At 64.2% G+C, this 19,285-nt stretch carries 17 protein-coding genes; 5 read left to right on the top strand and 12 right to left on the bottom strand.

Features of this window, described 5'->3' with window-relative positions; translation table 11 throughout:
• Positions 1–27 precede the first annotated feature (27 nt).
• Positions 28–561: an RNA polymerase sigma factor gene (locus KHO53_RS11680; protein WP_010222163.1), complete on the bottom strand. Its 534-nt coding sequence runs from the start codon at positions 559–561 to the stop codon at positions 28–30.
• An 80-nt stretch (positions 562–641) separates the two neighbouring features.
• Positions 642–1,697: an HAD family hydrolase gene (locus tag KHO53_RS11675; RefSeq protein WP_010222160.1), complete on the bottom strand. Its 1,056-nt coding sequence runs from the start codon at positions 1,695–1,697 to the stop codon at positions 642–644.
• Positions 1,698–1,937: 240 nt separating this feature from the next.
• Here KHO53_RS11675 and KHO53_RS11670 point away from each other — a divergent pair, with 240 nt between their 5' ends.
• Positions 1,938–3,329, top strand: a complete 1,392-nt coding sequence (locus tag KHO53_RS11670) for an L-cystine transporter (protein ID WP_010222159.1) — start codon at positions 1,938–1,940, stop codon at positions 3,327–3,329.
• Between the two features lie 51 nt (positions 3,330–3,380).
• Here KHO53_RS11670 and KHO53_RS11665 read toward each other — a convergent pair whose 3' ends face one another.
• Positions 3,381–3,899 carry a dihydrofolate reductase gene (locus KHO53_RS11665; RefSeq protein ID WP_010222158.1) on the bottom strand — a complete coding sequence of 173 codons (519 nt, stop codon included), beginning with the start codon at positions 3,897–3,899 and terminating at the stop codon, positions 3,381–3,383.
• Positions 3,900–3,962: 63 nt separating this feature from the next.
• Between KHO53_RS11665 and KHO53_RS11660 the strand changes: the two genes are divergently transcribed.
• Both KHO53_RS11660 and KHO53_RS11655 read left to right on the top strand, forming a co-directional pair.
• Entirely contained in the window at positions 3,963–5,354 is a 1,392-nt protein-coding gene (locus KHO53_RS11660; protein ID WP_213570322.1) for a DUF2868 domain-containing protein, read from the top strand.
• Complete coding sequence (locus KHO53_RS11655) at positions 5,347–6,711, top strand: GTPase/DUF3482 domain-containing protein (RefSeq protein WP_010222156.1); 1,365 nt, start codon at positions 5,347–5,349, stop codon at positions 6,709–6,711. Before KHO53_RS11660 ends, KHO53_RS11655 begins: the two co-directional genes overlap by 8 nt.
• Positions 6,712–6,763: 52 nt before the next feature.
• Here KHO53_RS11655 and KHO53_RS11650 read toward each other — a convergent pair whose 3' ends face one another.
• From KHO53_RS11650 to KHO53_RS11625, 6 genes are all read right to left on the bottom strand, one after another.
• A complete protein-coding gene (locus KHO53_RS11650) occupies positions 6,764–7,891 on the bottom strand; it encodes a TIGR03364 family FAD-dependent oxidoreductase (RefSeq protein WP_100782604.1) in 1,128 nt (375 codons plus the stop codon).
• 113 nt (positions 7,892–8,004) lie between these two features.
• Positions 8,005–9,030, bottom strand: a complete 1,026-nt coding sequence (locus tag KHO53_RS11645) for a putative 2-aminoethylphosphonate ABC transporter substrate-binding protein (protein ID WP_213570321.1) — start codon at positions 9,028–9,030, stop codon at positions 8,005–8,007.
• A gap of 39 nt (positions 9,031–9,069) precedes the next feature.
• A complete protein-coding gene (locus KHO53_RS11640) occupies positions 9,070–10,794 on the bottom strand; it encodes a putative 2-aminoethylphosphonate ABC transporter permease subunit (RefSeq protein WP_213570320.1) in 1,725 nt (574 codons plus the stop codon).
• Position 10,795: 1 nt separating this feature from the next.
• Positions 10,796–11,860 carry a putative 2-aminoethylphosphonate ABC transporter ATP-binding protein gene (locus KHO53_RS11635; protein WP_213570319.1) on the bottom strand — a complete coding sequence of 355 codons (1,065 nt, stop codon included), beginning with the start codon at positions 11,858–11,860 and terminating at the stop codon, positions 10,796–10,798.
• A gap of 206 nt (positions 11,861–12,066) precedes the next feature.
• Positions 12,067–12,936: a LysR family transcriptional regulator gene (locus KHO53_RS11630; protein WP_010222149.1), complete on the bottom strand. Its 870-nt coding sequence runs from the start codon at positions 12,934–12,936 to the stop codon at positions 12,067–12,069.
• A gap of 7 nt (positions 12,937–12,943) precedes the next feature.
• On the bottom strand, positions 12,944–15,208 hold the full coding sequence (locus KHO53_RS11625) for a heavy metal translocating P-type ATPase (RefSeq protein WP_159387977.1): 2,265 nt from the start codon (positions 15,206–15,208) through the stop codon (positions 12,944–12,946).
• Between the two features lie 82 nt (positions 15,209–15,290).
• On the opposite strand from KHO53_RS11625, the gene cadR reads away from it, so the two are divergent.
• A complete protein-coding gene (cadR, locus tag KHO53_RS11620; protein ID WP_010222147.1) occupies positions 15,291–15,734 on the top strand; it encodes a Cd(II)/Pb(II)-responsive transcriptional regulator in 444 nt (147 codons plus the stop codon).
• Between the two features lie 38 nt (positions 15,735–15,772).
• On the opposite strand, the gene KHO53_RS11615 is transcribed toward cadR, so the two are convergent.
• From KHO53_RS11615 to KHO53_RS11605, 3 genes are read right to left on the bottom strand one after another with little or no spacing between them, the layout of a single operon-like run.
• Positions 15,773–16,744: a thymidylate synthase gene (locus KHO53_RS11615; protein WP_213570318.1), complete on the bottom strand. Its 972-nt coding sequence runs from the start codon at positions 16,742–16,744 to the stop codon at positions 15,773–15,775.
• Between the two features lie 47 nt (positions 16,745–16,791).
• Positions 16,792–17,601 carry a prolipoprotein diacylglyceryl transferase gene (gene lgt / locus KHO53_RS11610; protein ID WP_036995377.1) on the bottom strand — a complete coding sequence of 270 codons (810 nt, stop codon included), beginning with the start codon at positions 17,599–17,601 and terminating at the stop codon, positions 16,792–16,794.
• A 14-nt stretch (positions 17,602–17,615) separates the two neighbouring features.
• Complete coding sequence (locus KHO53_RS11605; RefSeq protein ID WP_036995375.1) at positions 17,616–18,398, bottom strand: sulfite exporter TauE/SafE family protein; 783 nt, start codon at positions 18,396–18,398, stop codon at positions 17,616–17,618.
• Positions 18,399–18,528: 130 nt separating this feature from the next.
• Here KHO53_RS11605 and KHO53_RS11600 point away from each other — a divergent pair, with 130 nt between their 5' ends.
• Entirely contained in the window at positions 18,529–19,275 is a 747-nt protein-coding gene (locus KHO53_RS11600) for an NRDE family protein (protein ID WP_213570317.1), read from the top strand.
• The last annotated feature ends 10 nt before the right edge of the window (positions 19,276–19,285 follow it).

The following is a 19,285-nucleotide window of genomic DNA, read 5'->3' as shown; positions in this document are numbered from 1 at the left end:
GGGTATCCGTCGCTGCAATTGGCCGGCTCATGGGCACGACCTCGGCGTACCGCTGAGCAAGCGCGCCTTGATAAAGGCCCGGCAGTCGATCAGCGCACGACGCAATTGGTATTCGACACTACGCGGGGAGACCTGCAGGCGCTCGCCAATTTCCCGGTAGGAACATTCGTCGACATGATAGAGCAGGAAGATGTGCCGGGTCGCCTCGGGCAGGGCCTGGATAGCCTCGTGCATCAGCGCCTGCTCTTGCAGCGCAGACAATTGCTCGTCGGCACCTGGCGTTTCGCAGGCCAGCTCCTCGCTGGGTTCGCCGCCGTCCAGGCGCTCGCGACGAATGGACTGACGCTGATGGTCACGTACCAGGTTGCTGGCAATGGTGAAGAGGAAGGCCGGTAGATTGTCGATCTTCTTGTCGGCAGGCAGCCGCGCCAGACGCAGGAAAGACTCCTGGGTCAGGTCGGCTGCCACCTGCGCATTACCGGTACGGCGCGCAACAAAGGCTTCCAGCGCTTTCTTGTGCTCGGCGAACAAGCGGGCAATCTGCGTATTCCACGAAGACACGGTACTTCCTGGCGTTGGGCCTCAAGGTGAGCGCACGCTAGCAGAAGATGAGATGAATTCGCAATTGATATCTATTTTGCTTACTGAATCTGCTCCGGCGTGACGATCACCCAGTTCTTGTCCGCCGTCACCGGCAACCCCTCTTTGGCCTGGGCCGCTGCATGCTTGGCAATCATGCCGTTGATCTGGTCCATGTACTTGGCCTTGCGATTTATCCACAGGTGGATGCCGCCCTTGGCCACGTCGACGCTATGGAACTGCATGTAGCCATCACTGGTTGGGGTATCGCCACCGACCAGCACCGGCTTCTTCCACTCATCAATATAGGTGAGGATCGCCGCCTGCTTGCCCGCCATCCAGGTGGCCGGAGTCCACAGGTAGGGGGTCAGTTCCAGGCCCAGGTTGGCCTGCGCGTCGTAGCGGCCGGCACTGATCTGCTTGCGCGCGGTGGTCAGGGCGCCGCTGGTGCGGTCCTTGAGCAGCAAGCTGACGCCGATCACGTTCTGCGGTTTGACGTTGTAGCCATACTTGGGATCGGCGGCGACCATGCGCACCAGTTCTTCGGAGGCGGCGCTGATCACGTAGACCTCGATGCCGTTTTCCATCAGCTTGTTGAACAGCTCGGCTTGGCCTGCGAACACTTTCGGCGGTTGCACCTCGATGGGCTTGACCTGATCACCCTCGTAGTAGGTGCTCGGCACCGGCTTGCCCGAAGCCATCAGCTCATCGACATAACCTTTGAGCTCCTTGAGGGTGAAGCCGGAAAACACTTGGGCGACCCAGGGGTAGCAGACCATGTCGTCGATTTCGCAGAGCCGGTAGTAGTAACTGAACAGGCTCTCCTTGTGCTCGGCGGTGTCCTTGAAGGGGATGAGCTTGAGTGACGGATCGAGCTTGTCACGGCTGAGCAGGCCCTTGTTCTCCATGAACGGCAGCAGCGATTCTTCGAGGTCGAAGCGGTAGCTGGTGTTGTCCATGTCGAAGACCGCGTAGTTGCCCTTGTTAGCGTTGGCGGCAATCATTGTGTCCAGTTGTTTGGCAGCCTCGACCGGCCAGTGCTTGAGTTCCGTGGCCCAGCTATGCCCGGTCAGCAACAAGGCAAGGCCGGCGGCGAGGATTTTCGGAGCAGACGTCATGTGCATTTCTCCAGAAAAGTGGCCCGCTCACGCTAGCAAAGCCTGAAATGCACACCGACCCGACAGCGACACCGACACGCCCCTGAGCGGCCACGTGCATTCTGTTTGCGACCCGCCGTTATTCCAAAAACGACTATAGAAATTCCATTTCGATATAAATTCGTTCGTTTTCATGCTGTTAGCATTTCTGTTCGCAATCGCACACAGAGGCGATGCCCCGCCTTTTTTCCTGGAGCTTCAATGAATCTGCCGTTGTCTCTCAATCTGCTGGCGTTCCTGGCGTTGTTGCTGGGCCTGGCGCAAACCCGTCATGGCAACTGGAGCCTGGCCAAGAAGGTCCTGGTCGGCCTGGTCCTCGGCGTGCTGTTCGGCGCCGCCCTGCATGCCATCTATGGCGCCGGCAACCCGATCCTCAAGGCCACCATCAGCTGGCTCGACCTGGTGGGCAACGGTTACGTGCAGTTGCTGCAGATGATCGTCATGCCGCTGATCTTCGCCTCGATCCTCAGCGCCGTGGCGCGCCTGCACAACGCTTCGTCGCTGGGCAAGATCAGCTTCCTGACCATCGGCACCCTGCTGTTCACCACGGCCATCGCCGCATTGATCGGCATCGTGCTGACCAACCTGTTCGGCCTGACCGCCGAAGGCCTGGTGGCCGGCACCGCCGAAACTGCGCGCATGGCGGCGATCCAGAGCGACTACGTGGGCAAGGTCACCGACCTGAACATCCCACAGCTGCTGCTGTCGTTCATCCCCAGCAACCCGGTGGGCGACCTGGCCCGGGCCAAGCCGACCTCGATCATCAGCGTGGTGATCTTTGCCGTGTTCCTCGGCATGGCCGCCCTGCAGTTGCTCAAGGATGATGCCGAGAAGGGCAACCGCGCCCTGGCTGCCATCGACACCCTGCAAGCCTGGGTGATGCGCCTGGTGCGCCTGGTGATGAAGCTCACCCCGTACGGCGTGCTGGCGTTGATGACCAAGGTGGTGGCCAGCTCGAACCTGGACGACATCCTCAAGCTCGGCAGCTTCGTGGTGGTGTCGTACATCGGCCTGGGCCTGATGTTCGTGGTGCACGGCCTGCTGCTGGCTATGAGCGGTGTGAACCCGCTGCGCTTCTTCCGCAAGGTCTGGCCGGTGCTGACCTTCGCCTTCACCAGCCGCTCCAGCGCCGCCAGCATCCCGCTGAGCATCGAGGCGCAAACCCTGCGCCTGGGCATTCCGCAGTCGATCGCAAGCTTTGCCGCATCGTTCGGGGCGACCATTGGCCAGAACGGCTGCGCCGGCCTGTACCCGGCGATGTTGGCGGTGATGGTGGCGCCAGCGGTGGGCATCGATCCATTTGACCCGCTGTGGATTGCCACCCTGGTGGCGATCGTCACCCTGAGTTCGGCGGGTGTCGCGGGCGTGGGTGGTGGTGCGACCTTCGCGGCACTGATCGTACTACCAGCCATGGGCTTGCCGGTCGAGCTGGTGGCCTTGCTGATCTCGGTCGAGCCGTTGATCGACATGGGCCGCACGGCGCTGAACGTGAACGGTTCGATGACTGCAGGGGCGATCACCAGCCAGATGCTCAAGCAGACTGACAAGTCAGTGCTGGAGGCGCAGGAGCATGCGCAGCTGACGCACTCCTGAGTCCTGCGTCGCCCTGAAGGGCCTCATCGCCGGCGTTGCCGGCGATGCTTTTCAGGCCTTTTCCCAGACCTCGAAGTGATAAGCAGGCTTGTCACCTTCAGCCGCATTCGCCTGACTCGACGCCAGCTTCCACTGCGCCTGATCAAACGGCGGAAACCACGCATCCCCTTCCGGGTTCAATTCCACCCGCGTCAGGTACAGCCGATCCGCCAGGCCGCGCTCGATCGCCTGGGTATACAGCTGCGCGCCGCCGATCAGCATCAGCTCATCGACGCCCTGCGCCAGTGCCCATTGCTCGGCACGCACCATCGCTTCATCGAGCGAGGCGAACACCTCGGCACCTTCGAGCTGCAAGCCCGGCTGGCGGCTGACCACCAGGTTCAAGCGCCCCGGCAGCGGTCGGCCCAGCGAATCCCAGGTTTTGCGACCCATGATGATCGGCTTGCCCAGGGTGGTGGCCTTGAAATACTTGAAATCCCCCGGCAGGTGCCAGGGCATGCTGTTGTCGATGCCGATCACGCGGTTCTCGGCGAGGGCCGCGATCAGGCTGAGGGGGAGTGATGTTTTCATGCCGGCGAGGATAGCAAAGCCCGATCTTCGATGCCTGGGTTATGCTTTGGGCTGACTTGATCAATGGAAGACCGCGTGACTGCACTGACTGACCTGGACAAACGCTGGCTCACCGAAGCCGTGCGCCTGCGCGAAGAACATGCAGGCCCCTTGGAAGACCAGGAAGCCAACCGCCGCGCCCGCCAATCGGGCGGCGACCTGCCGGCGCGCATCGAAAGCCGCGCCCTGTGGCTGGCCGAACGCGATGGCATGCGCAGCGCCCTGCAACACTGGAAACAAGGCGCACGCCTGGCGCTGGCGGCCCTGATGGTGCTTGCCGTGCTCAGCGGCGCCGGCCTGGCCTTGGCCGCCCTCGGCGACAGCCTGCGCCCGGTGAACGTGTTCTGGGCCCTGGGCAGCCTGCTCGGGCTTAACCTGTTGCTGTTGCTCGGCTGGTTGCTGGGCTTTTTCTTCACCGCTGAACAGGGCGCCAGCCTTGGCCGCCTGTGGCTGTGGCTCAGCGAAAAATTCGCCCGTGATGCCCAGGCCGCGCACCTGGCACCCGCCCTGCTAGTGATGCTGCAACGGCAAAGGCTCAACCGCTGGCTGCTCGGCCTGCTGGTGCACAGCCTGTGGCTGGTAGCCCTGGGCACGGCGCTGCTGATGTTGCTGATTCTGCTGGCGACCCGGCGTTATGGCTTCGTCTGGGAAACCACCATTCTTGGCGCCGACACCTTCGTTGCCCTGACCCAGGCCCTGGGTGCCCTGCCGGCGTTGCTTGGCTTCAGCGTACCGGACGTGGCCATGATCCGCGCCAGCGGCGACAGCCAACCGGCACTGGAACTGGCCCGCCAGGCCTGGGCCGGCTGGTTGCTGGGGGTGCTGCTGGTGTATGGCATCGTCCCGCGCCTGCTGCTTGCCGCCTGGTGCCTATGGCACTGGCGCAGTGGCCGGGCGCGCTTGCACCTGGACCTCAATCTGCCCGGCTACAGCCAGTTGCGCGATGCGCTGATGCCCAGCAGCGAACGCCTGGGCGTCAACGATGCCGCGCCTGATGCCCTGCCGCAGATTGTCCGGGGCGTCGGCGAAGAACACAGCAATGGCGCCCTGCTGGTCGGTCTCGAACTGGACGACAAACGCCCATGGCCACCCGCCCTGCCAGCAGCGGTAAGCAACGCCGGCATCCTCGACAGCCGCGAGTCTCGCAACAAGCTGCTCGAACAGCTCAGCCGCTTTCCTCCGGCGCGCCTGGCGATTGCCTGCGACCCGCGCCGCTCGCCCGACCGCGGTAGCCTGGCACTGCTTGCCGAGCTTGCGCGTAATGCCGGCGCCACGCGCATCTGGCTGCTGCAGGCGATGCCCGGCCAGGCGCTGGATGCTGACCGTCTCGGCGACTGGCATCAGGCCCTGGAACAACTCGGCTTGAATTACGCCGACACTGCCCCGCTGAACTGGCTGGAGCATGGCCATGACTAAGCCACTGAAACTGGCCGTGGTCGGCCACACCAATGTCGGCAAGACCTCGCTGTTGCGCACCCTGACCCGCGATGTCGGCTTCGGCGAAGTGTCCCACCGGCCGAGCACCACCCGCCATGTCGAGGGCGCACGCCTGTCGGTTGACGGCGAGCCACTGCTGGAGCTCTACGACACGCCGGGGCTGGAAGATGCCATCGCCCTGCTCGATTACCTCGAACGCCTGGAACGCCCGGGCGAACGCCTTGATGGTCCGGCGCGGCTGGAGCGCTTTCTGCAGGGCAGCGAAGCACGCCAGCGTTTTGAACAAGAGGCCAAGGTGCTGCGCCAGTTGCTGGCCAGCGATGCCGGTCTGTATGTGATTGATGCCCGCGAGCCGGTGCTGGCCAAGTACCGCGACGAGCTGGAAGTGCTCGCCGGATGCGGCAAGCCGCTGTTGCCGGTGCTCAATTTCGTCGCCAGCAGCGACCATCGTGAAGCCGACTGGCGCGAAGCCCTGGCGCGTCTGGGTCTGCATGCGCTGGTGCGCTTCGACAGCGTCGCCCCGCCGGAAGACGGCGAGCGTCGCCTGTACGAAAGCCTGGCCTTGATGCTGGAGCACTCCCGCAGCGCACTGCAACGCCTGATCGACGATCAACAGGCCCAGCGCCAGGCCCGGCGTGAAAGCGCCAAGCGCCTGGTCGCCGATCTGCTGCTCGACTGCGCTGCCTGCCGGCGCAGCGTAGTTGCCGAACCCGGCGCCGAGGCCGTGGCCATCGAAGCCCTGCGCCGCGATGTGCGCCAGCGCGAGCAACGCTGCGTCGAAGCACTGCTCAAGCTCTATGCCTTTCGCAAGGAAGACGCCGCCAGCAGCGACCTGCCCTTGCTCGACGGGCGCTGGGGCGATGACCTGTTCAACCCGGAAACCCTCAAGCTGCTCGGAGTACGCCTGGGCAGCGGCGTGGCGGCCGGTGCGGCGGCCGGGGCGGGAGTCGATTTGCTGGTCGGCGGCCTGACCCTCGGGGTTGCAGCGCTGGCCGGGGCGATTGCCGGCGGCGCCCTGCAGACCGCCCGCAGCTATGGCTCGCGCCTGCTCGGCAAGCTCAAGGGCCAGCGCGAGTTGACGGTGGATGACAGCGTGTTGCGCCTGTTGGCACTGCGTCAGCATCAGCTGATGCATGCGTTGGATGCCCGTGGTCATGCGGCGATGGAGCGAATCAAGCTGGCAACACCGCAGGAGCAGACCTGGCGTGAAGGCAAATTGCCGGAAGCGCTGAACAAGGCACGGGCGCATCCGCAGTGGTCGTCGCTCAATCCGGGGGCGAGGGTCAATCAGGCGGAGCGTCAGGAGCAGATTGATGCTTTGGTGCTAGAGCTTTAGGACGCTATCGCGGGGCAAGCCGGGGACATGGTTTACAGGCTCATACGCATGGTCAGTCGCTCTCCTCTAGCAAACGGGCGATATGTTGCTCGGCCAGGGCCGGGCCGACGCTCATGCCGACGCCGCTGTGCATCAGCGCGGCGCTGATACCCGGCGCGACCTGCAGCAAGGAAAACGGCCCCGGCCCGCCAGAACCATAGACGCCCTGCCAGCGTTCGACCACTTCGATGCGCCCGCCCAGGGTGTGCTCGGCCAGCTCGAGCATCCAGTTGTCGACCTGCTCGGCGTTGAACGGTGAAGCATCGCTGCCATAGGCATGGGAGTCGCCAATGATCAGCTCGCCATGGGGTGTAGGGCTGATCAGCAGGTGGATGCCGTGCTCCAGCAGGTGCGGGCTGTTGGCCTGCAGTTGCGCTTTAAGCGCCTGGGCTTGCGCCAGGTCGGCGAAGGCGCCGTAGTGTACGCAGCTCAGGCCGGTCAGCAATGCGTGCTGCAGGTCGAGCTTGAAGCGCGGCCGGGCACGCAGCATCTGTAGACGACAAATCTGCGGCTGCAGGGCAGCGATGGGTTCGGCGAGCAGGGTCTGGTAGTCGTGACCGGAGCAGACCACCACCTGTTTGGCGTTGAAATCCCCCGCCGTGGTCGACACCCGCCCCGGTTCGATACCGCGCACCAGGGTAGAGAAATGAAACTGTACATCCAGCACCTGCTGCAGGAAGCGGATCAGGCTCGGCAAGGCTTCGCGTGAATACAACTGCTGGTCTTGCAGCCCGCGCAAGGCGGCGCGGTGGTGGCGGAACTGGCCGCCATACAGGTCGTTCAGGTCGGCGCCGCTGAGCAGTTGCACCTGGTAGTCATGTTGTGGCGCACGCTCGGCGCAGAAGGCTTCGAGCAGTTCCAGTTCCAGCGCGGTACGGGCAAACAGCAGCGAGCCATTGGCCTTGAGCTCGAAGCCGGCCTGCTGCGCCCAGTGCTTCCAGATGCCGCTGCTGGCCTTGGCCAGCTCGAGCATCTGGCCGGGCGGCTGGCCGGTGACCAGGGCCTGGCCGAAGTTGCGCACCGAAGCGCCCAGGGGCGTGGCGCTGCGCTCGAAGACCCGCACCTTGAGCCCACGCCGGGCGGCGGCGTAGGCATGGGACAGGCCGAGGATGCCGGCGCCGACGATGAGTAGATCGGTCATTTGAGGTTCCTTGAAGAATTCGTCGCCCCCATCGCTGGCAAGCCAGCTCCCACAGGTACTGCATACACCGATCCTGTGGGAGCTGGCTTGCCAGCGATGAAGTCAACGCAGTGTTACTGCTGCGCCACCTTCTCCGACTTGCCGTCATAGCGCTTGCGCCACTCGGCGAGGATGCTGTCTCGGTTCTTCGAAGCCCAGGCGAAGTCGTTCTTGATCAGGCGCTGCTCGTAGTCGGCCGGCAGTTCGGTCTGCGGCTTGGCGATACCGGGCTGGGCCAGGACGGCGAAGTTTTCCTTGTACAGCTCCATGGCCGCCGGGCTTGCCGAGAAGTCGGCCAGGCGCTTGGCCGCGTCTTCATGCTGGCTGCCCTTGATCACCGCAGTGGCTTCGATCTCCCAGCCCAGGCCTTCCTTGGGCAGGACGATGTCCAGCGGCGCGCCCTGGCGCTTGAGCTGCACAGCCGGGTATTCGAAGGAGATACCAATCGGGAACTCACCCGCCGCCGCCAGCTTGCAAGGCTTGGAGCCGGAGTGAACGTACTGGCCGATGTTCTTGTGCAGGCCGTCCATGTACGCCCAGCCCTGTTTCTCGCCGAAGGTCTGCAGCCAGGCGCTGACATCGAGGAAGCCGGTGCCGGAAGACGCCGGGTTGGGCATGACGATCTTGCCCTTGTACTCGGGCTTGGTCAGATCCTGCCAGCTCACCGGCTTGCTCAGGCCCTGTTTCTCGGCCTCGACGGTGTTGAAGCAGATGGTCGCGGCCCAGACGTCCATGCCCACCCAGGCTGGCGGGTTGGCGGCATCGCGGTAGTTGGCGCCGATCTTGCCGAGGTCTTTCGGTGCATAGCTTTGCAGCATCCCCTGCTGGTCGAGGATGGCCAGGCTCGACGCTGCCAGGCCCCACACGGCATCGGCTTGCGGGCGGTCTTTTTCGGCCAGCAGTTTGGCGGTGATGATGCCGGTGGAATCCCGCACCCATTTGATTTCGATGTCCGGGTTGGCCTTCTCGAAGGCTTGCTTGTAGCTCTTGAGCTGTTCGGCTTCGAGTGCGGTGTAGACCGTCAGCTGGGTGTCGGCGGCGTAGGCCTGCACACTGAACGCAGTGAGGACGGCAGCGGCAAGAGCAAGTGGCTTGAACATGATGCGGTTCCTTTGAACGGTACAGGTTGGGAGAGGCAATCAGTGACCCGGCGCGCGCTGGCGCCAGGCTTGGGAGCGTTGCAACAGGCCGCGCGAGGCCCAGGCCAGGAGCAGCGAAACGGTGGCGCTGGTAAACAGGATCAGGGTCGACATCGCCGCGGCACCGCCGACGTTGCCGGCGTCATCCATGTTCAGTACGGCGACCGCGGCGAGGATGGTGTCGGGGCTGTAGAGGAAGATCGCCGCCGACACCGTGGTCATTGCCGAGACGAACAGGTAGCGGATGATGTCGAGCAATGCCGGCAGGCAGATCGGCACGGTGACCCGCAGAAAATGCCGGTACAGCGGCGCCTTGAGCGACAGCGCAGCGGCCTCGAACTCGCCATCGAGCTGGCGCAGGGCGGTGGTCGCGGTCATCTGCGCGGTGGTCAGGTAGTGGGCGATGGTGCACACCACCAGCAGCGCCATGCTGCCGTAGAACACATGCAGCGGGTTGCTGGCGAGGTTGAAGAAGAACACGTAGCCAAGCCCCAGAACCAGCCCCGGCACCGCCATCGGCACGAAGCTGAGCAGGCGCAGCAACAGGTTCAGGCCGCGCTGGCCCTTGGTTTTTTCCATCAGGTAGGCACCGGTGAAAATCACCGCGCTGCCGATCAGCGCCGTGCCCAGGGCCATGGTCAGACTGTTGCGGTAGGCCAGCCAGCCGCCACCGGCGGTTTCGTCGAACTGGTAGTGCTTGAGCGACAGCGACAGGTTGTAAGGCCAGAACTTGACCAGCGATGAGTACACCGCCATGCCCACCACCAGCAACAGCACCGCGCAAATCAGTATGACCACGGCCAGGAAGCAGGCATCGCGGCGCCGCGAAGGCTGTGGCTGGAACACCTGGGCACGGCCGCTCATCGAGTCGCCCTGGCGGCGGCGCAACCAGGCATCGACGGCAAAGCTGAGCAGCGCCGGCACCAACAGGACCATGCCGATCAAGGCACCGCGGCCGAACTGTTGCTGGCCGACCACGGCCTTGTAGGCCTCCAGCGCCAGCACCTGATAATCGCCACCGACCACCACTGGCACACCGAAATCGGTGATGGTCAGGGTGAACACCAGGCAGAAGGCGGCGAACACCGCCTGCCGGGTCGCCGGCCAGGTGATGCTGTGAAAGGCGCGCCAAGGCCCGGCCCCCATGCTCGAGGCGGCGTCGAACAAACGCGCATCGGCCAGCGACAGGGCTGAAAGCAGGATCATCAGCGCATGCGGGAAGGTGTAGATGGCCTCACCGAGGACAATGCCCCAGAAGCCGTAGATATTGTCGCTGAGCAGCCCGCGCAGCAGGCCCTGATTGCCGAACAGGTAGACCAGGGCAATGGCCGGCAGCATCGATGGCGCCAGCAACGGTAGCAATGAGATGCCGCGCCACAGGCCTTTGGCCGGGATCAGCGTGCGCTGCAGGGCGTAGGCGAACAGGTAGGCCAGCGGCACCACAATGGCTGCAACGCTGAGCGAGACTTTCAGGCTGTTGCCCAGCAACCAGTGGAAGTTGGCACTGGCAAACAATTCGCGGGCGGCAACCAGGCCACCGCCCTGGCCGGTATCACTGCTGAAACCGCGCCAGAAGATCGCCAGCAGTGGCATCAGGACCGCGACGGTGAGCAGAAGCAGCAGCAACCACTTGCCGCCGACCACGAACAGTCGATCCCCCAGCGGTACACCGGCGCGCTGTGCTGCCTTTGCGTGTGCGATCGGCATGGCGATTGGCGCAGCCATCTCAGGCAAACACCTGCAGGCTGCGCGGCGGCAAGGCGACCCAGATGTCCTGGGAGCCCAGGCGCGGCATCGACTCGGGGGCGACTTCAGCAAGCAGGGCATGGCCTGGCAGCTCGTTGAATTCGAAACTCATGCGACAGCGATTACCCAGGAAAGTGATCTCGCGCACCCGTGCCGGAAACAGGTTCTCCTCGTGCACCGGCGGGTTGACGCTGATCGCTTCCGGGCGGCAGAACAGGCGACCGCTACGGGCCTGGCCGGCACCGTCGGCCAGGCGCATGTTCAGCGCACCGACCTGGGCATGGCTGTCGCTGTGACGCTGGAACGGCAGCCAGTTGCCCTGGCCAACGAACTCGGCAACGAACGGCGTGGCCGGCTTGTCGTAGATTTCCTGCGGGGTGGCGTACTGTTCGACCTGGCCGTTGTTCATCACCGCAATGCGGTCGGCCATCAACATGGCTTCGTCCTGATTGTGGGTGACCATCAGGGTGGTAATGCCGAGCTGGCGCTGCAGCTGGCGCAGTTCGCTGCACAGGTGCTCGCGAACCCGGGCATCGAGGGCCGACATCGGCTCGTCGAGCAGCAGCAACGAAGGTGCCGGGGCCAGGGCGCGGGCCAGGGCCACCCGCTGTTGCTGGCCGCCGGAAAGCTGGCCGGGGTACTTCTTCTCGCTGCCGCTCAGGCCCACCAGCTCGAGCATCTGCACCACCCGCTGGCGCACTTCGTCACGGCCACTGCCAGCCAGGCCGTAGGCGATGTTGGCTTCGACGGTAAGGTTGGGGAACAGCGCGTAGGACTGGAACAGGATGCCATAGTCACGAGCCTGGGGCGGCAGCTCGGAGATGTCGCGCTCACCGATGTACAGGGTGCCGCGGTCCTGGCGCTCCAGGCCTGCAATGCAGCGCAGCAGGGTGGTCTTGCCACAGCCGGACGGGCCCAGCAAGCACACCAGCTCCCCGGCAGCGACGTCGAGGGAAACATCATGCAGGGCGGTAAAGGCGCCGAAGCGCTTGTGGATACCGCGCACCTTCATCTGTGCGCCTGGGTTTGCGACCGCAGTGTTCATGGCAGGACCTCATCGAACGAATGAGGGTCATGCTAGGCAGGCAATGCGAAGGTTCTGTGGCGCAGAGGCAAAAGTTGCCGATAGTGGTATAGGCAGATTTTGGTGTGATCTCGGTTGGCAAGGCTGCGCCTTGCATCGCTGGCAAGCCAGCTCCCACAGGTCCAGTGCATGCAGTACCCTGTGGGAGCTGGCTTGCCAGCGATTATCTATATCTCTACCGCCGCAACTTCCTGGGCCAGCCCCAGAAACGCCGCCGGCAAGCGCGCCTGGCGCCGCTCCTTGAGGCAATACAGATACTCATGCATCACCGGCGCACCCTCCAGGCTCAGCACCCGCAGCTCGGGGTTATGCGGCACTTCATGGCGGGCAATGATGCTGATGCCGATATTGCGCAGCACCGCCTCGCGAATCGACTCGCGGCTGCCGATCTCCAGCAGCGACCCAACCTTCACCCCCGCCGCTTCCAGCATCTGTTCGGTCAGTTTGCGCGTGGTCGAACCCTGCTCACGCACCAACAGGCAATGCCCGGCCAGTGCCGACAACGGCAGCGACTCACGGCTGGCCAACACATGGTTACGATGCACCGCCACCACCAGCGGATCGGTACCCAGCACCCGCCGTACCAGGCGCGCATCCTCGACCAGTTGCGAAGACGCGGCCAGATCGACCCGATAGTCTTCGAGCAACTCCAGCACCTGCTGGGAGTTGCCGATCTCCACCGACACCTCCACCTGTGGCAGGCGCTCGCGGAAGATCTTCACCAGGTCGAGGATGTAATACGGCGCCGTGGCGGCGATGCGCAAACTGCCCTGGCCCTGGCCGCTGTTGCGCAGGAAGAACTCGATATCGGCTTCCTGCTGCAGCAGCGCCTTGACCATCGGCAACAGCCGCGTGCCGTCGTCACTGAGGGTCAGGCGCCGACCGCCGCGGTAGAACAGCTCCACCGCGTACTGGCTTTCCAGGTTGCGGATCTGCGTGGTCACCGTCGGTTGGCTGAGCCCGAGTTTCTTCGCCGCCAGGGTAATGCTGCCCAGGCGGGCAACCATGTAGAAGGCTTTCAACTCGGAACTCAACATACATCCTCTATTTACGCAGCAGGCGCAGGCCGTTGAAGACCACCAGCAAACTCACGCCCATGTCGGCGAACACCGCCATCCACATGGTTGCCATGCCGGCGAAGGTGACCGCCAGGAAGATCGCCTTGATCCCCAGGGCCAGGACGATGTTCTGGGTCAGGATCGCCGCACTCTGGCGCGAGAGCCTGACGAAGGCCGGGATTTTGCGCAAGTCATCATCCATCAGCGCCACGTCGGCGGTCTCGATGGCAGTGTCAGTACCGGCCGCAGCCATGGCAAAACCGATCTCGGCCCGGGCCAGGGCCGGCGCATCATTGATACCGTCGCCGACCATGCCGACCCGATGGCCCTGGGCGTACAGGTCTTCGATGGTCTTGAGCTTGTCGGCCGGCAGCAGGTTGCCATGGGCCTGGTCGATACCGACCTGGGCGGCAATGGCCTGGGCCGTGTGCGGATTGTCGCCGGTCAGCATGACAGTCTTGATACCCAGCTCATGCAGTTCGGCAATCGCCTCGCGGCTGCTGTCCTTGACCGTGTCGGCGACGGCGAACAGCGCCAGCGGGCCGGACTTGTCGAGCAGCAGCACGACGGTCTTGCCCTGGCGCTCGAGGGCATCGAGCCGGGCTTCGAGCTGCGCCGAGCACAGGCCCAGTTCTTCGACCAGGCGATGGTTGCCCAGGTGATACAGCTCGCCGTCGATTTCGCCGCGCACACCTCGGCCGGCCAGGGCTTCGAAGGCCGTCACCTCGCTCAGGGGCAGTTGCTGCTCTGTAGCGAACACGGCAATGGCACGGGAGACCGGGTGGTCGGAGCGGTCGGCGAGGCTGGCCGCCAGCGCCTGGGCACGGCCTTCGAACAACGGCTCAAGCACTTCATGGTCGGTTTGCACCGGCTTGCCATGGGTGATGGTGCCGGTCTTGTCCAGGGCCAGGAAGTCGAGCTTGCGCCCGCCTTCCAGGTACACCCCGCCCTTGACCAGGATGCCTTTGCGCGCCGCCGCAGCCAGGCCGCTGACAATGGTCACCGGGGTAGAAATCACCAGCGCACACGGGCACGCCACCACCAGCAATACCAGGGCGCGGTAGATCCAGTCGAACCAGGCGCCAGCCATGAACAGCGGCGGAATCACCGCTACCGCCAGGGCAAAGGCGAACACGGCCGGGGTGTAGATGCGCGAGAACTGGTCGACGAAGCGCTGGGTCGGCGCCCGCGCGCCCTGGGCTTCTTCCACGGCCTTGATGATCCGTGCCAGGGTCGATTGCCCGGCCGCCGCCGTGACCCGGTACTCCAGCGCACCGGCCTGGTTGATGGTACCGGCGAACACCTTGTCGCCCGGGCCCTTCTCTACCGGCAGGCTCTCGCCAGTGATCGGCGCCTGGTCGATACTTGACTGGCCGCTGACCACCTCGCCGTCCAGGCCGATGCGCTCGCCGGGACGCACCCGCACCAGCGCGCCCAGGGCGACCTGCTTGACGTCCAGCTCACGCCACTGGCCATCGGCTTGCTGCACGGTGGCGAGGTCCGGGCTCAACTGCATCAGGCCGCCAATAGCGTTACGCGCGCGGTCCAGCGAGCGTGCTTCGATCAGCTCGGCGACGGTGAAGAGGAACATGACCATGGCCGCTTCCGGCCACTGGCCGATCAACACCGCACCGGTCACGGCGATGCTCATCAGCGCGTTGATATTGAGGTTGCCGTTCTTCAGCGCGATCCAGCCCTTTTTGTAGGTACCCAGGCCGCAGCTGAGGATCGACACCAGGGCGACCAGGGCCACCACCCAGGAAGGCGCCAGCTCGGCGAAATGGATGGCCTCGGCGCCCAGCGCCGCCACACCGGCCAACGCCAGCGGCCACCAGTGCTTTTTCGCTGGCGCAGGCGTAGCGCCAGCTTCCTCGGTGGCATCGCTCAGCGGTTCAGCCTGCATGCCCAACGAGGCTACGGCCTGCTCGATGACGACAGTGTCGGCATGGGTATGGCGTACACCGAGGATGCGGTTGATCAGGTTGAATTCCAGCTGCTCGACCCCCGCCAGCTTGCCCAGCTTGTTCTGGATCAGCGTCTGCTCGGTCGGGCAATCCATGGCCTCGATGCGGAAACGACTCAACCGCGCACCGGCGCTACTCGCCTCGCTCAGTTGCACCAGCGCCGGCGCGGCGTCGTGGGAACAGCAGCTGCTGTGGGCGTGCTCGGCATGCTCATGCTTGGCGTGATCATGGCTGTGCTCATGATCGTGGGCGGCTTTACCTGGGGTGTGGCTGACAGGCTGGTTCATGGGTTCATCCTTAAATGTCCTGTTGCCAAGTGAACACCCTGTAGCCACTATAGGGTCAAGCCACTTGTCGAGGTATTTGCAGATGAAGATCGGAGAACTGGCCAAGGCCACCGATTGCGCGGTGGAAACCATCCGTTACTACGAGCGGGAAAACCTGCTGCCGGAGCCGGCGCGCAGCGAGGGCAACTACCGGATGTACACCCAGGCCCACGTCGAGCGCCTGACCTTCATCCGCAACTGCCGCACCCTGGACATGACCCTGGAAGAAATCCGCAGCCTGCTGCACCTGCGCGACAGCCCGGAAGACCAGTGTGAAAGCGTCAACGCCCTGATCGACGAGCATATCCAGCACGTCAAGGCGCGTATCGACGGCCTGCAGGCCCTGCAGGCCCAACTGCTGGAACTGCGTCAGCACTGCCATCCCAAGGAGGTCCAGTGCTCGATCCTGCAGCATCTTGAGGTCAATGGTGCGGTGACGGCGCCAGAGGCGGAGCATTCGCATGTGGGCAGGAGCCACGGGCACTGATTGAGGTGCCCGCTCCCACAGTAATTTCAGACGGTTAATCAGACCGCCATCGGCGCCGTCATTGGCGCGTGGTGCTCGTAGCCTTCAAGGCTGAAGTCGCTCGGTTCGATCTTCTCCAGCCACTGCGGCTCGTACACGCCGGTCTTGGCGAATTCCGGCACGCGATCGTTGATCACCAGCTTCGGCGCTGCCAGCGGCTCGCGCTTGAGCTGTTCGTTGAGCATGTCCAGGTGGTTCTCGTAGACGTGCGCATCACCGATGAAATAGGTGAACCAGCGCGGCGTGTAGCCAGTCAGGCGGCCCATCAGCGACAGCAAGGCAGCGCCTTCGGTGAGGTTGAACGGCGTGCCCAGGCCCAGGTCGTTGGAACGGATGTAGAGGGTCAGGGAAATTTCCCTGGTCTCGACATTCGGGTGGAACTGGTACAGCAGGTGGCACGGCGGCAGGGCCATCTCGTCGAGCTGGGCGCAGTTCCAGCCGTGGAACAGGATGCGGCGGCTGCCCGGGTCGTTGTGGATGGTGTCGATGCACTGGCGGATCTGGTCGATGGCCTTGTACAGCACGACGAAGGCTTCACCGTCTTCCTCGGCCTGGGCGATCTGCTGGAAGCCCTGGCTCCGGGCCAGCTCGATGGCGGCCGGGTTGCTCAGCGGGATGCGTTTGTAAGCCGGCCACTGGCGCCATTGCACGCCGTAGATCTCGCCGAGGTCGTCATGGCCCTGGCGGAACGGGTTGGCCAGCCACTGGGCGTTTTCGTTGGCGTTCTGATCCCAGACCTTGCAGCCCAGCTCGCGAAACTCGCCAGCGTTCTTCACGCCGCGCAGGAAACCGACCATCTCGCCGATCGCCGACTTGAACGCCAGCTTGCGGGTGGTGATGGCCGGAAAGCCCATCTGCAGGTCGAAGCGCAGCATGGCGCCCGGCAGGCTGATGGTGCGGATGCCGGTACGGTTACCCTGCAGGGTGCCGTTTTCGATCACGTCACGGACCAGATCTAGATACTGTTTCATGGCTTACCTGTAGCTAGGACGGCAGGGGATCGCCCTGCCGTGGAAATTCAAACGGCGGCCTTGGCCGTGGGTTTGCGGTTATAGGCCCACCAGATCAGGCCGATGCCGCCGAGGATCATCGGCACGCAAAGCAACTGCCCCATGGTCAACCAGCCAAAGGCAAGGTAGCCAAGCTGGGCGTCGGGTACCCGCACGAATTCGACGATAAAGCGGAAAATTCCGTAGAACAGCGCGAACATGCCGGAAACTGCCATGGTCGGACGCGGTTTGCGCGAGTACAGCCAGAGAATCAGGAATAATGCCACACCTTCCAGGGCGAACTGGTACAGCTGCGACGGGTGACGTGGCAGCTGGGCCGGGTCGCTGAACGGCGGGAAGACCATGGCCCACGGCACGTCGGTGGCCTTGCCCCACAGCTCGGCATTGATGAAGTTGCCGATACGCCCGGCGCCCAGGCCAATCGGCACCAGTGGCGCGACGAAGTCCATCAGCTCGAAGAACGACTTGTTGTTGCGCTTGCCGAACCACAAGGCCGCGAGCATGACGCCGATGAAGCCGCCGTGGAACGACATGCCGCCCTTCCATACCTCGAAGATCAAGGTCGGGTTGGCCAGATAGGCGTGCAGGTCATAGAACAGCACGTAGCCCAGGCGACCACCGACAATCACCCCCATCGACAGCCAGAACACCAGGTCGGAGAGCTTCTCGCGGCTCCAGGTCGGGTCAAAGCGGTTGAGGCGACGCGAGGCCAGCAGCCAGGCGCCGCCGATGCCGACCAGATACATCAGGCCGTACCAATGGATTTTCAGCGGACCCAGGGCCACGGCCACTGGATCGATCTGCGGGTAAGGCAGCATGGTGACTCCTCTCGTTAAAGCAAAAAGCTCAAGCCGACGCAGAACAGCAGCGCGGCAAACAGCCGTTTGAGCAAGCGTGGCGACAGTTTATGTGCCAGGCGCGCGCCGAAGCGGGCGAAAAACATGCTGGTCAGGGCAATGCCCAGCAGCGCCGGCAGGTACACGAAGCCCAGGCTGTGCGCCGGCAGATGCGGGTCATGCCAGCCCAGCCAGATGAAACTCAGGGCACTGGCCACGGCAATCGGGAAACCACAGGCCGACGACGTTGCCACTGCCTGCTGCATGGGCAGGCTGCGCCAGGTCAGGAACGGCACGGTCAACGAGCCGCCGCCAATGCCGAAGATTGCCGAGGCCCAGCCGATCACGCTACCCGCAACCGTCAGCCCGGGCTTGCCGGGGATGCCGCGGCTGGCCTTGGGCTTGAGGTCCAGGGCCATCTGCACGGCGATCACCAGGGCGAACACGCCAATGATCTTTTGCAGCATCGGGCCCTGGATCGCCGAGGCGGTTTTGGCGCCGATACCGGCGCCGATCAGTATCCCCAGGGTCATCCAGACGAAGATCGGCCACTGCACTGCGCCCTTGCGGTGGTGCTCGCGGATGGCATTGACCGAGGTGAAGACAATGGTCGCCAGCGAAGTCCCCACCGCCAGGTGGGTCAGCACCGAAGCGTCGAAGCCTTGCACAGTGAAACTGAGCACCAGCACCGGCACGATGATGATGCCACCACCAACGCCGAACAGCCCGGCCAGCACGCCTGCGCAGGCGCCCAGCGCCAGATAGAGCACGAATTCCATTGCCGCCCCCCGTAAATTCAGTCCGGCATGGTAACGGAAGGTAGGCCTGCGGCTCTAGTGAAGACACATTAAGTCGATGGATCGCGTCGGACGCTATGGGTAGAGTGGGCAAAAACACAGAGGCCCACCTATGTGCCTGATCGTTTTTGCCTGGCGGCCGGGGCATGCCCAGCCGCTGATCGTCGCGGCCAACCGTGATGAGTTCTACGCCCGCCCCAGCCGTGTGCTGGGGGCCTGGGAGGATGCGCCCGGGGTTTACGCCGGGCGCGACCTGGAAGCCGGCGGCACCTGGCTGGGTGTCGGGCCCAATGGCCGCTTTGCGGCGCTGACCAATATCCGCGACCCGCATCAGCCCCAGGGCGCCCGGTCGCGGGGCGAGCTGGTGGCGGCGTTCCTGCGAGGTGAGCTGGGGGTCGAGGCTTATCTGGATCAGGTCGCCAGCCGTAGCCAGCAGTATTCGGGCTTCAACCTGCTGGTCGCCGATAACGCACAACTGGGTTACCTGAATGCCCGACAACCTACGCCGCAGCTGCTGGGCGAAGGGGTTTACGGCGTGTCCAATGCCGGGCTGGATACGCCCTGGCCGAAGCTGCTCAAGGCGCGGGCGGGGTTGCAGCAGCACCTGGCCGATCCGCAGCCCGAGCGCTTGCTGGAGCTGCTTGGGGATAACTTGCCGGCGGCGGACAGCGAGCTGCCGGAGACCGGCGTGGGGTTGGGGACCGAACGGTTGCTGTCGAGCGTGTTTATCGCCAGCCAGAACTACGGGACGCGGGCCAGTACGGTGCTGATTGTCGAGGCGGATGGTCGGCGGCGGTTGCTGGAGCGCAGTTTTGGGCCGCTTGGCGGGCATCTGGGGGAGGTGTGTTTGCAGGTCTGACGCTATCGCC

The sequence above is a fragment of the Pseudomonas sp. RC2C2 genome (assembly GCF_018390435.1).
Classification (GTDB): Bacteria; Pseudomonadota; Gammaproteobacteria; order Pseudomonadales; family Pseudomonadaceae; genus Aquipseudomonas; species Aquipseudomonas donghuensis.
Note: the sequence above shows the minus strand (reverse complement) of the source record. Positions and strands in the feature narration are given on the sequence as shown.

What these genes read in the sequence shown, in the direction of transcription:
- KHO53_RS11650 (WP_100782604.1), bottom strand. Translation starts at nt 7,891, where the DNA reads ATGACCGATCTACTCATCGTCGGCGCCGGCATCCTCGGCCTGTCCCAT.
- KHO53_RS11605 (WP_036995375.1), bottom strand. Translation starts at nt 18,398, where the DNA reads ATGGAATTCGTGCTCTATCTGGCGCTGGGCGCCTGCGCAGGCGTGCTG.
- KHO53_RS11645 (WP_213570321.1), bottom strand. Translation starts at nt 9,030, where the DNA reads ATGTTCAAGCCACTTGCTCTTGCCGCTGCCGTCCTCACTGCGTTCAGT.
- KHO53_RS11665 (WP_010222158.1), bottom strand. Translation starts at nt 3,899, where the DNA reads ATGAAAACATCACTCCCCCTCAGCCTGATCGCGGCCCTCGCCGAGAAC.
- KHO53_RS11670 (WP_010222159.1), top strand. Translation starts at nt 1,938, where the DNA reads ATGAATCTGCCGTTGTCTCTCAATCTGCTGGCGTTCCTGGCGTTGTTG.
- cadR (WP_010222147.1), top strand. Translation starts at nt 15,291, where the DNA reads ATGAAGATCGGAGAACTGGCCAAGGCCACCGATTGCGCGGTGGAAACC.
- KHO53_RS11630 (WP_010222149.1), bottom strand. Translation starts at nt 12,936, where the DNA reads ATGTTGAGTTCCGAGTTGAAAGCCTTCTACATGGTTGCCCGCCTGGGC.
- lgt (WP_036995377.1), bottom strand. Translation starts at nt 17,601, where the DNA reads ATGCTGCCTTACCCGCAGATCGATCCAGTGGCCGTGGCCCTGGGTCCG.
- KHO53_RS11635 (WP_213570319.1), bottom strand. Translation starts at nt 11,860, where the DNA reads ATGAACACTGCGGTCGCAAACCCAGGCGCACAGATGAAGGTGCGCGGT.
- KHO53_RS11660 (WP_213570322.1), top strand. Translation starts at nt 3,963, where the DNA reads ATGGAAGACCGCGTGACTGCACTGACTGACCTGGACAAACGCTGGCTC.
- KHO53_RS11640 (WP_213570320.1), bottom strand. Translation starts at nt 10,794, where the DNA reads ATGGCTGCGCCAATCGCCATGCCGATCGCACACGCAAAGGCAGCACAG.
- KHO53_RS11615 (WP_213570318.1), bottom strand. Translation starts at nt 16,744, where the DNA reads ATGAAACAGTATCTAGATCTGGTCCGTGACGTGATCGAAAACGGCACC.
- KHO53_RS11625 (WP_159387977.1), bottom strand. Translation starts at nt 15,208, where the DNA reads ATGAACCAGCCTGTCAGCCACACCCCAGGTAAAGCCGCCCACGATCAT.
- KHO53_RS11655 (WP_010222156.1), top strand. Translation starts at nt 5,347, where the DNA reads ATGACTAAGCCACTGAAACTGGCCGTGGTCGGCCACACCAATGTCGGC.
- KHO53_RS11600 (WP_213570317.1), top strand. Translation starts at nt 18,529, where the DNA reads ATGTGCCTGATCGTTTTTGCCTGGCGGCCGGGGCATGCCCAGCCGCTG.
- KHO53_RS11675 (WP_010222160.1), bottom strand. Translation starts at nt 1,697, where the DNA reads ATGACGTCTGCTCCGAAAATCCTCGCCGCCGGCCTTGCCTTGTTGCTG.